The 12,487-nt window shown below is 32.4% G+C and carries 11 protein-coding genes; 5 read left to right on the forward strand and 6 right to left on the reverse strand.

The genetic code is table 11. The annotated features are described in order from the left end of the window. Both IEV77_RS15620 and IEV77_RS15625 read right to left on the reverse strand, forming a co-directional pair. Positions 1 to 765: a ParA family protein gene (locus tag IEV77_RS15620; RefSeq protein WP_188466518.1), complete on the reverse strand. Its 765-nt coding sequence runs from the start codon at positions 763 to 765 to the stop codon at positions 1 to 3. A gap of 123 nt (positions 766 to 888) precedes the next feature. Beyond that, the gene (locus IEV77_RS15625) at positions 889 to 2,046 is read right to left on the reverse strand and encodes a porin family protein (RefSeq protein WP_188466520.1); all 1,158 of its coding nucleotides are present in this window, start codon (positions 2,044 to 2,046) and stop codon (positions 889 to 891) included. 172 nt (positions 2,047 to 2,218) lie between these two features. Between IEV77_RS15625 and nirK the strand changes: the two genes are divergently transcribed. The 4 genes from nirK (at position 2,219) to IEV77_RS15645 (ending at position 6,638) form a co-directional block, all read left to right on the forward strand. Beyond that, positions 2,219 to 3,688 (forward strand): copper-containing nitrite reductase, encoded by a 1,470-nt coding sequence (gene nirK / locus IEV77_RS15630; RefSeq protein WP_188466522.1) that lies wholly within the window; start codon positions 2,219 to 2,221, stop codon positions 3,686 to 3,688. 23 nt (positions 3,689 to 3,711) lie between these two features. Beyond that, entirely contained in the window at positions 3,712 to 4,485 is a 774-nt protein-coding gene (locus IEV77_RS15635) for a formylglycine-generating enzyme family protein (RefSeq protein WP_188466524.1), read from the forward strand. Between the two features lie 93 nt (positions 4,486 to 4,578). Continuing rightward, a complete protein-coding gene (locus IEV77_RS15640; RefSeq protein WP_229736694.1) occupies positions 4,579 to 5,298 on the forward strand; it encodes an SCO family protein in 720 nt (239 codons plus the stop codon). 65 nt (positions 5,299 to 5,363) lie between these two features. Further along, positions 5,364 to 6,638 carry an alginate export family protein gene (locus IEV77_RS15645; protein WP_188466526.1) on the forward strand — a complete coding sequence of 425 codons (1,275 nt, stop codon included), beginning with the start codon at positions 5,364 to 5,366 and terminating at the stop codon, positions 6,636 to 6,638. A 57-nt stretch (positions 6,639 to 6,695) separates the two neighbouring features. Here IEV77_RS15645 and IEV77_RS15650 read toward each other — a convergent pair whose 3' ends face one another. The 4 genes from IEV77_RS15650 to IEV77_RS15665 all read right to left on the reverse strand — a co-directional run bounded on the left by IEV77_RS15650 (position 6,696) and on the right by IEV77_RS15665 (position 9,848). Next, positions 6,696 to 7,157 carry a hemerythrin domain-containing protein gene (locus IEV77_RS15650; protein ID WP_188466528.1) on the reverse strand — a complete coding sequence of 154 codons (462 nt, stop codon included), beginning with the start codon at positions 7,155 to 7,157 and terminating at the stop codon, positions 6,696 to 6,698. Continuing rightward, positions 7,154 to 8,341: a hypothetical protein gene (locus IEV77_RS15655; protein ID WP_188466530.1), complete on the reverse strand. Its 1,188-nt coding sequence runs from the start codon at positions 8,339 to 8,341 to the stop codon at positions 7,154 to 7,156. The genes IEV77_RS15650 and IEV77_RS15655 overlap by 4 nt, the downstream gene beginning before the upstream one ends. Before the next feature lie 239 nt (positions 8,342 to 8,580). After that, positions 8,581 to 9,312: an iron-sulfur cluster repair di-iron protein gene (gene ric, locus IEV77_RS15660; protein ID WP_188466532.1), complete on the reverse strand. Its 732-nt coding sequence runs from the start codon at positions 9,310 to 9,312 to the stop codon at positions 8,581 to 8,583. Between the two features lie 101 nt (positions 9,313 to 9,413). After that, positions 9,414 to 9,848 (reverse strand): RrF2 family transcriptional regulator, encoded by a 435-nt coding sequence (locus tag IEV77_RS15665; protein WP_188466533.1) that lies wholly within the window; start codon positions 9,846 to 9,848, stop codon positions 9,414 to 9,416. 1,226 nt (positions 9,849 to 11,074) lie between these two features. On the opposite strand from IEV77_RS15665, the gene IEV77_RS15670 reads away from it, so the two are divergent. Further along, positions 11,075 to 12,406 carry a M24 family metallopeptidase gene (locus IEV77_RS15670; protein ID WP_188466535.1) on the forward strand — a complete coding sequence of 444 codons (1,332 nt, stop codon included), beginning with the start codon at positions 11,075 to 11,077 and terminating at the stop codon, positions 12,404 to 12,406. Positions 12,407 to 12,487 lie beyond the last annotated feature (81 nt).

Here is a 12,487-nt window from a genome sequence, read left to right on the forward strand (position 1 = left end):
TTAGGAGTTTTTAATAATAAGTTCTTTTGCCAAACTCAAGTAATTGGATGCGCCTTTACTGCTAGCATCATAATTAATAATGTTTTCACCAAAGCTAGGTGCTTCACTTAATCTCACATTTCTTTGAATAATGGTTTGAAAAACCATATCGTTAAAATGTTTTTGGACTTCTTCAACCACTTGATTCGATAATCTTAAACGAGAATCGTACATGGTTAATAATAAACCTTCAATATCTAAAGTTTGATTGTGTATTTTTTGAACACTTTTTATAGTGTTTAATAGTTTTCCTAGACCTTCCAAAGCAAAATATTCACATTGAATAGGAATAATTACAGAATCGGCTGCTGTTAAGGCATTTAATGTTAACAAGCCTAAAGATGGCGCACAATCAATTAAAATAAAATCGTAATCGTCTTTAATTTCCTGTAATGCTTTTTTAAGCATGTACTCACGTTCTTCTTTATCAACTAGCTCAATTTCAATAGCTACTAGGTCAATGTGAGAAGGGATTATATCCAGATTTGGTGTGCTTGTTTTTAATATGGCATCTTTGGCATTTTTAGAATGTTCTAATAATTGGTAGGTTCCAATCTCGATAGTATCTACATCTAGCCCTAACCCTGAAGTAGCATTAGCTTGTGGATCTGCATCTATTAAAAGCACTTTCTTTTCAAGGACGCCAAGAGAAGCTGCTAAATTTATAGAAGTTGTTGTTTTTCCAACGCCACCTTTCTGATTAGCAATTGCTATTATTTTACCCATTAATGATTTGGTTTTAGTATCGGTAAAAATACAATTATTTACGAGTTTAAAAAACGGAATTTGTTAACAAAAAGAGCCGCTATTTAAACTAGCTCCTAAAAGTTGATTGTTTTTAAAGGAAAATTAAAAAATGTATGAAACTTTCAGTTGGAAACCCGATACAGTATAATTATTGCTTATACTTCTTAAGTTCGCTAAAGCTATTAATCCGAAATCAAGTTTAGGTAGATACATTACATTAAAATCTAACTTTTGCTTTCCAAATTTTATGTAGGTTCCTGCATTTAAGTTGTATGCCAACTCGTTGGTTGTATCAAAGTTATATACAGTAGAACCATAAATATTACTTTGTTTTGTTACTGAAGACATAGAATTAAATAAAAAACCACCGTTAAAGCCAAAATAAGGGCGAAAGGTCTTACTAATATTATTAAATGAATATCGAACACCTAACATAGTTAAAACATAAGAGGTTTTGGTGTTTAAGAAAATGTCGTTGCTAGATGAATTAAATTCCTGAGGAAAAGAATAATCAACCATAGCAATAAAACCCAAGCTACCGTTTAACATATTGTTATTAAAATATACTTGTGCACCAATTACTGGCGTTCCAAAACTATTAGAAACACCTGGAGATAAATCGTTGAAATCTGTGTTTAATAGGTTGTAACCTACATTTACTGCAAACTCAACAAATTCTTTAGGGTTATTTGCCTGAGTGATAACATTTGTAGCAAATTGGGTATCTTCGCTTAAATCACAAGAGTTATAAGTCTCTATAATGGCTATTAAATTACTTAAAGTAATGGAATCGTGTTTGTTATATCCTTCTTCTTGTGCGGCTTGGCATTTATTAATGTATATGGTTAGCGTACCATAATTAAATGTATTTAAAGTAACATCATTTACTACTTTCTTTTCTATTTCTCTAAACCCATATGCCTCGTTGTCGAGAAAAAAGTGATCCCCACTTCTATAAAGAGACAAAGAACCTAGAATAAGCTCTTCGAATAAGTAGACATTTTTATTGTATTGCTTAGTAACATAATGGCTATTGTCTTCTTGAGCATTAAGGATATCTGAAATATTGATTTTGGTTTTTTTATCAGAATTAGTTGTAACTTCTATGCCAATTACATAATTTTCAGTGTTATACTCAAATTTTAGTTTTTCATATTGTTTTGACGTGCCATCCTTAAAATGAATAGTAGTCAAATTGTTTTTTTGCGCAAACATGAAGCTTGTAAAAAAAACAAATAGGTAGATGATTGGGTTTTTCATATTTTTTTTTATCTATTTTTAAAATTCAAATATATTATTTTCATAATTTAATTTCATGACATATGTCATGTTTTTCTTTCATTCAGAGCAATATATTTGTATAGAAATTAATAGGACTATTTTATCCGAATTTAATGATTTCACATTTAATAAACCACTAAAAAATTTATCCATGAAAGTAAACCAAAAATCAAAAAGAAAATTTAAGATAGCAAGGACTATTGCTTTGCTATTAATGCCTCTATTTTTTATTGCGTGTTTAAACGACAAAAAAGAAGAAAATGTTGATACGGCTGATATTTCAGTTCATCAAGAAATGATAGCAGAATTAACATCACCGCCACATGTACCAACTCCAGTAGGAGCAAGAAAAGCTAAAAAGCTAATTGTAAAAATGGAGATCCTTGAACAAGAAGGTGAAATGACTGATGGTGTCAAGTATATGTATTGGACTTTTGGAGGTACAGTTCCAGGAAGCTTTATTAGAACCAGAGTTGGAGACGAAGTTGAGTTTCATTTACAAAATCATCCCGATAATAAATTACCTCACAACATCGATTTACATGCTGTAACTGGACCTGGAGGAGGAGCAGAGTCTTCTTTTGTTGCTCCAGGACACGAAAAAGTGTTTTCTTTTAAAACCCTTAATCCTGGATTGTATGTGTACCATTGTGCAACTGCTCCAGTTGGAATGCACATTGCTAACGGAATGTACGGTCTTATTTTAGTAGAACCAGCTGGTGGTCTGCCTAAAGTTGATAAAGAATACTACATCATGCAAGGAGACTTCTATACTAAAGGAGCTAATGGAGAAAGAGGTTTACAACCTTTTGATATGCAAAAAGCGGTTGATGAAAATGCCGATTACGTTGTTTTTAATGGGAAAGTTGGAGCTTTAACAGGAGATAATGCTATTACAGCAAATGTTGGAGAAACAGTCAGATTATTTGTTGGTAATGGTGGTCCAAATTTAGTGTCCTCATTTCATCTAATTGGAGAGATTTTCGATAAAGTACATGTTGAAGGTGGCGATTTAATTAACGAAAATGTTCAAACCACACTTATTCCTGCTGGTGGAGCAGTTATAGTAGAATTAAGAGTAGATGTTCCTGGGACTTTTATTCTTGTAGATCACTCTATTTTTAGAGCTTTTAATAAAGGTGCTTTAGGAATGCTTAAAGTTGAAGGAGAAGAAGATAAGAAAATCTATTCTGGAGAAATTAGAGATGATATTTATTTGCCTGAAGGTCCTGGAATTCAAACCATGCCTACTACAAACGAGATTGTTGAATCTGAAGTTCCTGCAAAATCCTTCGAAGAGCAAATGGAATTTGGTAAACAAGCTTATATGCAAACTTGTTTTGCTTGTCACCAAGCAGAAGGTCAGGGAATCGCGAATGCCTTTCCTCCATTGGCAAAATCAGATTATTTAAATGCTGATGTAGATAGAGCTATTGGAATTGTATTACACGGTTTAACAGGAGAAATTACTGTAAACGGTGAGAAATATAACAGTGTTATGACACGTCAGTCTTTATCTTCTGATGAAGTAGCAAATGTGTTAACCTATGTTTATAACTCCTGGGGTAACTCGAAAAAAGTAGTAACCAAAGAAATGGTTGACAAAATTAAAAATAAATAATTCAAATTTAAATATCCAATAAAATGAAAACCAAAGCCTTCAGTTTAATAATTATATGTTGTGTGTTTCAAACCTTCATGTTTGGACAGACTGAAGGCATGGTTTTTATTAAAGGAAGCAGGTATTTGCCTCTATATGGAAGAGATTCTACAGTAGTTGAAGTCAAAGATTTTAACATGGATATCTATCCTGTTACTAATAAGGATTATGAGCTTTTTGTAGAAAAATATCCCAAATGGCAGAAATCGAATGTTATAAAATTGTTTGCAGATGATAGTTATTTGGCCAATTGGAAAAATAATTTAGAGCTAAAAGATGATCAAAATAGTAACAGCCCTGTTACTTATGTATCGTGGTTTGCGGCAAAAGCTTATTGCGAATGTCAGGGAAAGCGTTTGCCTACTGTCGATGAATGGGAATATGCTGCTATGGCAGATGAAACTACAAAAGACGCTCGTGTTAAACCTTCTTATAACGAACAAATTCTTGCTTGGTACGAGGCCCCACGTTCTAACGAAAATATAATTGGAGAATCACCAAAAAATGCTTGGGGAGTTTACGATTTACATGGGTTGGTTTGGGAATGGACTTTAGATTTTAATTCTGTATTAATAACAGGAGAATCCAGAAAAGATGTCGATAAAGATAGTGATCTGTTTTGTGGAAGCGCTTCTTTAAATGCTACAGATTTAATGAACTATGCCGCCTTTATGCGTTATGCCATTCGTGGGAGTTTAAAAGCTAAATATTCTATGAAGAATTTAGGGTTTAGATGTGTGCAAGATATAAATCAATAATAAAATGAAACAGCCATGTTTAAAAAGTTAAATACTAGAGGAATGATTAATTGGCTGTTCCATGTGACTTTTAAAAAATAATAAAATTAACACATGAAACACTTAAAAATATACTTCTCTGTTTTTATTATGGTGATGGCTTTGGCTTCCTGTAATTCCAATAAAACTGAAAAAATTTCAGACGAATTAACAGGCTTTCAATGTCCAATGAAATGCGAAGGTGAAAAAACCTATGCCGAAGCAGGATCTTGTCCTATTTGCAATATGGACTTGCAACCTATTGAAATGCAAGAAGACATAGTAATTGATGAAGATGGAATTTCAGAGGAATCGATTTTTAATTTAACATCAACTTGGAATACGGAAGAAGGCGAAGAAATTCAGCTTGAAGATTTAAAAGGAAAAACCTTAGTCATGGTCATGATTTACACTACCTGTAAAGCAGCTTGTCCAAGATTGGTAGCCGATATGAGAAACATTGAAGCGCAAATACCTAAAGATAATTTAGACAATCTTCGTTTTGTATTAGTAAGTATCGATCCAAATACAGATACGCCAGAGCGCTTAAAAGCATTCGCTATAGAAAACTTTATGGATGGCGAACAATGGACCTTTTTACAAGGTACAGAAGCAAGTGTCAGGGAATTTGCAAATGTTCTTGCAATGAAATACAAGCAAATTTCACCAATAGATTTTTCACATTCAAATATTATAAGTGTGTTTAATTCCGGAGGAGAACTCATACATCAACAAGAAGGTTTGGGAGTAGATAATAAAGAAACCGTTGAAAGCATCTTGGAATTAACTCAATAGTAATTAGTATGCTATAACTACTTGAAAGCGTTTTATTAACGCAAAAAAATCTTAAAACATTACAAATGAAAAAATTACTAGCAATACTATGTATTGGGCTAGGCATGACAACCTATGCTCAAGAATTTGAAATCTCTGCAGAATTACGCCCTAGATTTGAATACAGAAATGGTTATAAAACTTTAGCAGTCGATTCGTTAAACGCGGCGACCTTTGTCTCTCAACGAACTCGTTTAAATTTTGGTTATAATAGCGAAAAGTTAAACGTCTATTTTAGTCTTCAAAACGTTAGAGTTTGGGGAGATGTTTCCACTTTGGCATTATCTGATACAAATGGAACAGCCATCCACCAAGCTTGGGCTGAGCTTATGCTAGATAGCCAATTTTCTGTAAAATTGGGACGTCAAGAAATTGTTTACGACGATCAACGTATGTTTGGTAATGTGGGTTGGACGCAACAAGCACGTAGCCACGACGCGCTTATTGTAACATTTAAGCCTAACGAAAACAACAGAATAGATCTTGGTCTAGCATTAAGTGCCGAGAATGAATCTCTATTTGAAGTAGATTATACCATTAATAACTACAAATCTTTTCAGTATGTCTGGTACCATACCAATTTGAGTGACGTTGGATTAAGTATTTTAGCTCTTAATAACGGTTTGACTTACTTAGATTCAGACGAAGAACAACAAGTAGATTATAACCAGACGTTTGGTGCTCATGCAACTTATGGTAAGGATAAATTGAAGGCCGATGCTTCCTTCTACTTTCAAACAGGAAAAATTGCGACTGCAGATTTAAGTGCTTACGACTTTGCTTTAAATGCCCATTATGCCATTACAGACAATTTAGATATTGGATTAGGTGGTGAGTATTTATCTGGAACAGATATGAATTCAACAGATAATAAAATAGAATCTTTTAATCCTTGGTATGGAACCAATCATAAATTTAATGGTTGGATGGATTATTTTTATGTAGGAAATCATATAAACACAGTTGGTTTAGTAGATCTAAATGCAACGATTGCTTACCAGAAAAATAAATTTTCGGCTACGTTAGTACCACATTTCTTTTCTTCTGCAGCAACAATTGTAGATAACATGGGAGATGAAATGAGCAATACCTTAGGAACCGAAATAGACTTCATGCTTGGCTATAAATTTTCTAAAGACATTAATTTTCAAATAGGTTATTCTCAAATGTTTGCTACAGAAAGTATGCAAGTTATAAAAGGAGGTGACAAAGACGAAACAAATAACTGGGCTTGGGTTATGATAACTGTGAAGCCTTCTTTATTTAAAACATCTTTTAAGAAAGAAGAGACTACTAATTAAACCTCTTCTAAAATTTAGATTTAAACCTGCTAGGTTTTTAAAACCTAGCAGGTTTTTTTATTTCCAAAATTCATCATCAAGTTTGTCCACAAAAGGCTCTTCATGATGGATTTTTTCTATTTGTAATAATTGTTCTTCAGTAGCAAATTTTTGAATTTCAGGAAAAAGTACGCGTTCTTCAAAGCGAATGTGTTGTTCTAATTCTTCTTCAATTTTACTTAAAGTTTTGGCTTCTACTTCTGTTTCAGAAAATAATCTTGTAAGGCGTCTGTGCTCTGTTAAGGCTCGTTTAATTAATTCATTGTCGCTATCTAAAATAGAAAAAATATGTTTTTCTTCCATTTCAAAATGTGGAATTAAATGGGTTTCAAAAAACCAATCGGTATAAGTTTTAATGCGCTTGGGGTCGATGTTTTTATTAAAACCATTTCTTATTTTCCATGATAGGAGTAAGCCATGATGGTGCTCTCTACTTAATGGCTGAAGAGCTTTATGTCGTTTTTGAGGTTTTGATTTCATAATAATCGAGTTCTATAAATATTAAAAATAAGACTTACAATTCCTAAAGGAAGTAAGATACTGCTTATAAACAATAAGAGATAATAGTTTGGTAATAATCCTATTCCGAAGTAAAACATAAAGCCTTGACTTATTATAATAAGTTCGGTTAGAATAAATCCTATTACAAAAATAGCCATCCCAATATTTAAATTTCTATTCTGGGTTACTAAGTTGCTTTGTAAAATATAAGAGAATAAAAACCCCGAAATAACGCCTAACATAGTTAAATGTATAAAACCAATGACTAGATTTTTATGTTGAAATGCCGTGTTCGAAATCTCTGGAATTAAAGACACACTTTGAGATGCGATTTTTAATACAAAACAGAATAAAGCGAAGCGAAGCATGAATCTAATGATTTTGGAACTTGTAGCTATCATACTTTTTAATGGTTGTTTTATAAGTTTAATAAACAGAAATAAAGAAGCAAGTTGAAGCAAAACTCCCAGACCATTTATCCATAATAAAGAGATGTGTGGAACAAACCAATTGATTGGTAAGGCAAAAGTTAAAATAGTTGAAATGACTAATAATTTAAAAAACAGTCTAAAATCTTTTGAGTATTTCAATTGAAGTTTATGGAATAGCACAACTATAACGGCAATTAAAAACCAGCCATTAAATTGAAAGTGCAAAAAGAACTGTATGGCAATTTGATAAAATGCCGAAGCTTGCCCAAGAATCCCAACAGCAGGACCTAGTACCCACACACCAAGAGTTGAAACAACCATAAAAATGAGTGAGGCTTTAACCAAATATTGGGTAACCATGGAATCTGTTTGATGGTTTTTCCAGATAAGTCGGGCAAAATAATAACTACAGAATATATGTAAAGTAGAAAAGGTGATGGATACAACTGCATAACCTTGAAAAGGAAAACTTAGTAGCATGCCAATAACAGCTATTTCGGTAATCCAAAAAAGCTTGTTGTAAATGGGCTTTTTATCTGGAATGAAATAGTGTACATAAAGGGTGAAAATCATTAAATAAACCCAGCCCAACATGGCTATGTGCGAGTGTGCATGAGTTAAAAACCTATAGTTGAAAGAAATTGGAAATATATAGGTGTACCGTAAAGCTAATCCTAAAAGGGCAGCAATTAAAAAATTGATTAAGCAAGTAATTACAAGCTTTTTGGGCATATATTTTATAGAAGATTAATGGTAAAAGTAATTAAAAAGGAAAACACTCCTCAGGTATTAATAACTACATGAACATAAATTTACTCATCAACAAATTTAAAACTATAATCAGTTACGGGAGAAGTGTTTTTAGAAATTACTATTAGTAACATCAACCATATTTATTTTAAATCTGGTAGCCACTGGGGAAAATGACTTCCAGATTATGTCTTAGAAAACACATTTGCTATTAATCATTCTTATAGAAAAGCTTTCTCTAATTTGGCTGCTTCAGGGAATAATATGTTATTTTCTAAATGAATATGTAAGTGTAAATCTTTTTCAAATTCGTCCAACATGGCAAAAGTTACTTTGTATGTGTTACAAGCATCTGCTGGCGGATTATAATTGTCTGTTAATTCAGCAATTTGTCTAAAACGCTCGCCTTCATTTTCGTGTTCTTGCATCATGGTAGCAATTGGATTAGCAACTGTTCCAAATTGTGGAGAAACAATTGCTCCTTGATCTAATTTTGCTTTTACCATTTTTTTAATGAAAGGGAATAAAATTAATTCCTCTTTTTTCATGTGTGAAGCCAATTCTCCTGTTGAAGCTGTAAAAAGTTCATTTATTTTAAACAATTCAGGATGAGTGCTACCATGAACCTTACAAAGTTTATCTAAAAACTGACGGATTACAGGTGTTTTCTCTTCTACATATCTGTGGTGTTTTTTCTCAATATACTCTGCTAATAAATCTAAAGGCCAAGATTTGTAATCTATGGATTGGTCTGTGTTTGTCGATAAGGCTTTTTCTAAGTCGGTTAAAAGCAGATTGCTATCAATATCGTTTTTTGTACAAACTTCTTCTATTGTTCTGTGTCCTTTACAACAGAAATCAATTCCATATTTTGAAAATATGGCTGCAGTTCTGTAATCTTGGGCAACAAATTCTCCAATTTGTTTTTGTGTTTCTTTGCTTAATGTTTCCATAATAAATTGTTATTCGGATAATTTTATCCTATTTTAAATCAAATTTTTTTAAGTTCAACTCATCCCAATTTTAGATTGGGATTATAAGTATTCATTTTAAATCAAGTCTTTAAAAATGCGATACCAGATTTAATATCTAATGCCAGTTCTTCTAAATTTGTTTGTTCTAACATGTTCTTTAATTCGTCTCTAACACTTTTAAATTTGTCGTGCACAGGACAAGGATGATTTTCATCGCAAGTGTGTAAGCCTAAGCCACAACCTTTATAGATATCATCTCCATCTATGGCATTTACTATTTGAGATAATTTGATGCTAGAAATAGCATTTTTATCAATTTCAAAACCGCCATGAGCACCTTTTACAGAATTGATAATATCGTGTCTTACCAAATCCTGTAGTATTTTTGCAGTAAAAGCTTCGGGTGAATTTATTTCTTTAGCAATGGCTTTTAAGCTTACTCGTTTTTCTTCGTAAGAATTAAGCGATATAAAAATAGACGCTTTAATACCATATTCGCATGCTTTAGAAAACATATTATTTCTTTAATTAGAGTACAAATGTATAATAAATATTTATTACGGACAAATACATCCGAATTAAATTTAGTTAAATCTTTTAATCCAACGATATTATGATTAATTTTTCTTAAAAGAATGGTTAATTTGAAGGGTAATATTTGAAATGTCAATAATATTGTATATGTTCGCAACGTTACAGAAATACAGTCAAGAGATTGACAAATAGTGTTATTATGGTAAGCGTTTATAAAAAACATGTCCAGTTTCATTTTGCTTCATTTAAAGCAAGACTTGTTGGGTTTGAATATTTAAATCACGCCCTTCAACCCATAGCTCCAATTAGAAAACCTAAAATTATCTTTCCGAATTTTTAAGCACTCACGAGTGTGCTTAAAACAACCCGAAACCTTTATTCCATCAATTAATAATGCTATGTGTTATACACTTAGTTTAAACTCGCAGGGAATAGGTTAAATTATTAGGGTTGCCGTTTTATTTTCAATTAATTTTTAATAATTAAAATATAATATCATGGCTAAAGGAAAAAATTTAAAAGCTCCTAAAGTAGATTTGAAAGAAAAAAAACAAGAAAAAATCAAACAAAAATTAGAAGCAATGCAAACAAGAAAGCGTAGATAGTCCTTGTTTTTTACCGATGAAAACGAGTTATAAAAGTGTCATCGGGATATTAGTTAAGTGAACCCCTTGAAGTGCCTTTCAAGGGGTTATTTTTTTATACTAATTTTTAATGGCGTGAGCCGTAGCTATTTTTACACAACCTGTACTACTACGTAATAAAATTTTATTATCAACAGGAATATGAAGCGCGTTTAAGGCATCTATTTAACAAAATTCTTCAATAAGTTCATCTAGAGTTAAAAAAGTGTTATGTGATTTTTAAGTTGCATTAAGGTTAACCATTTTTTTGTTTTCTAAAGATTTTGAAGTCTTTTTTAACCCTTTTTAAGGTAAGTTATTTGAAGTTTTTGGATATCGATTTTTAAATGATTAGTTGCGTGTTTGGTGTCAAGGATTTTCCGAAGAGAAATTGGAAGCTATCAAACGAGTAACTGCCATAGGTAAAGCTCCAAATAACAATTTTATATATTTATTAGAGGTAATCGTTTTTCATTTGGCTTTCAATATGGATACAAACATCTTAATTTTTTTTTTTAAATGCTGTTTGTTTTACTAGCCGTTCACACTAACATTTTTAATATCTTTAGCAAAAATACTTAACTATGAAAACCCATTCCTTCCTTTTAGTCGGCTTTTGTCTCGTTTTTCTTTTAAAATTTTCAGCAACTAATGCACAAGTTCTTCCTGAAAGAGATCGTGCAGACATGCGAGATGCCATTTTAAAAGATCGTTTTGAAAATGTGCTACCTAAATTAATGGATGAAAATGATATCGATATGTGGTTGGTTATTGGAAGAGAATACAACGAAGATCCTGTAATGCGAACCATGTTACCAGCTACTTGGCTCAATGCAAGACGTCGCACTATTTTAGTTTTTTACCAAAACAAAACAACTAATACCACAGAAAGATTGGCTGTTGCTCGCTATGATGTGGGAGAAAATATAACATCCGCCTGGGATAAAGAGAAACAAGCAAACCAATGGGCTCGTTTGGTAGAATTAATTGAGGAGCGCGATCCTAAAACTATTGGAATCAATGTCTCTGAACATTATGGAATAGTGGATGGTTTAGTAAAAACCGATTACACTGAACTTATGGATATTCTTCCTGCTAAATATGAAGCACGTATCGTTTCGGCAGAAAAATTAGCTATTGGTTGGATCGAAACTAGAACCTCTAAAGAGATGGAATTGTACAACCAACTTGTAGATATTACAAGTGCTATTATTGATGAAGCTTTTAGTACAGCTGTAATTACACCAGGAGTAACTACAACTGATGATGTGGTATGGTGGATGCGTCAAAAAGTGACGGATCTTGGCTTAGAAACGTGGTTTCATCCAACAATCGATATACAACGTGACGATGAAGAATTAAAAAGTCAGGTTTCAGCATTTTCTAAAGATGAGGAAGAAAAAGTAATTATTCCGGGCGATTTATTACACTGCGATTTTGGTATCACCTACATTACGTTAAATACAGACTGCCAACGTCACGCTTATGTATTAAAAGAAGGTGAAACTGAAGTTCCAACATTTTTAAAGAAGGCATTTGCAGAAGGAAACCGAGTTCAAGATATTTTTACAGGAAACATTAAAAAAGGGAGAACAGGTAATGAGGTTTTAGCAATGTCACTAGCACAGGGAAGAGAAGAAGGTATGCGTCCAGCCATTTACTCACATCCCTTAGGGAATTATGGACATAGTTCAGGAACAACAATTGGAATGTGGGATTCTCAAGATGGAGTGCCGGTAGCTGGAGATTATCCACTTCATGAAAATACAGTTTATGCTATTGAGTTAAACACTACCGTAAATATTCCTGAATGGAATAAAGACATCCGTATTATGCTAGAAGAAGCTGGTTTTTTAGGTCCTAATGGTTTTAGATATGTAAATGGAAGACAAAAAGAAATTAAAGTGGTGAAGTAATTTAAATGGAAATGGGTTAGTTAAATTTCGATATTATTTTCAATCCTATTTATGTGAGAATCATAATTTAACTGACTTTCT

The sequence above is a fragment of the Xanthomarina arctica genome (assembly GCF_014638915.1).
In the GTDB taxonomy this organism is placed as follows: Bacteria; Bacteroidota; Bacteroidia; order Flavobacteriales; family Flavobacteriaceae; genus Xanthomarina; species Xanthomarina arctica.

Excerpts from the sequence above, each read along its gene's own strand:
- IEV77_RS15650 (WP_188466528.1), bottom strand. The coding sequence starts at position 7,157 with ATGAAATCAAAACCTCAAAAACGACATAAAGCTCTTCAGCCATTAAGT.
- IEV77_RS15645 (WP_188466526.1), top strand. The coding sequence starts at position 5,364 with ATGAAAAAATTACTAGCAATACTATGTATTGGGCTAGGCATGACAACC.
- IEV77_RS15625 (WP_188466520.1), bottom strand. The coding sequence starts at position 2,046 with ATGAAAAACCCAATCATCTACCTATTTGTTTTTTTTACAAGCTTCATG.
- ric (WP_188466532.1), bottom strand. The coding sequence starts at position 9,312 with ATGGAAACATTAAGCAAAGAAACACAAAAACAAATTGGAGAATTTGTT.
- IEV77_RS15635 (WP_188466524.1), top strand. The coding sequence starts at position 3,712 with ATGAAAACCAAAGCCTTCAGTTTAATAATTATATGTTGTGTGTTTCAA.
- IEV77_RS15640 (WP_229736694.1), top strand. The coding sequence starts at position 4,579 with ATGAAACACTTAAAAATATACTTCTCTGTTTTTATTATGGTGATGGCT.
- nirK (WP_188466522.1), top strand. The coding sequence starts at position 2,219 with ATGAAAGTAAACCAAAAATCAAAAAGAAAATTTAAGATAGCAAGGACT.
- IEV77_RS15620 (WP_188466518.1), bottom strand. The coding sequence starts at position 765 with ATGGGTAAAATAATAGCAATTGCTAATCAGAAAGGTGGCGTTGGAAAA.
- IEV77_RS15670 (WP_188466535.1), top strand. The coding sequence starts at position 11,075 with ATGAAAACCCATTCCTTCCTTTTAGTCGGCTTTTGTCTCGTTTTTCTT.
- IEV77_RS15655 (WP_188466530.1), bottom strand. The coding sequence starts at position 8,341 with ATGCCCAAAAAGCTTGTAATTACTTGCTTAATCAATTTTTTAATTGCT.
- IEV77_RS15665 (WP_188466533.1), bottom strand. The coding sequence starts at position 9,848 with ATGTTTTCTAAAGCATGCGAATATGGTATTAAAGCGTCTATTTTTATA.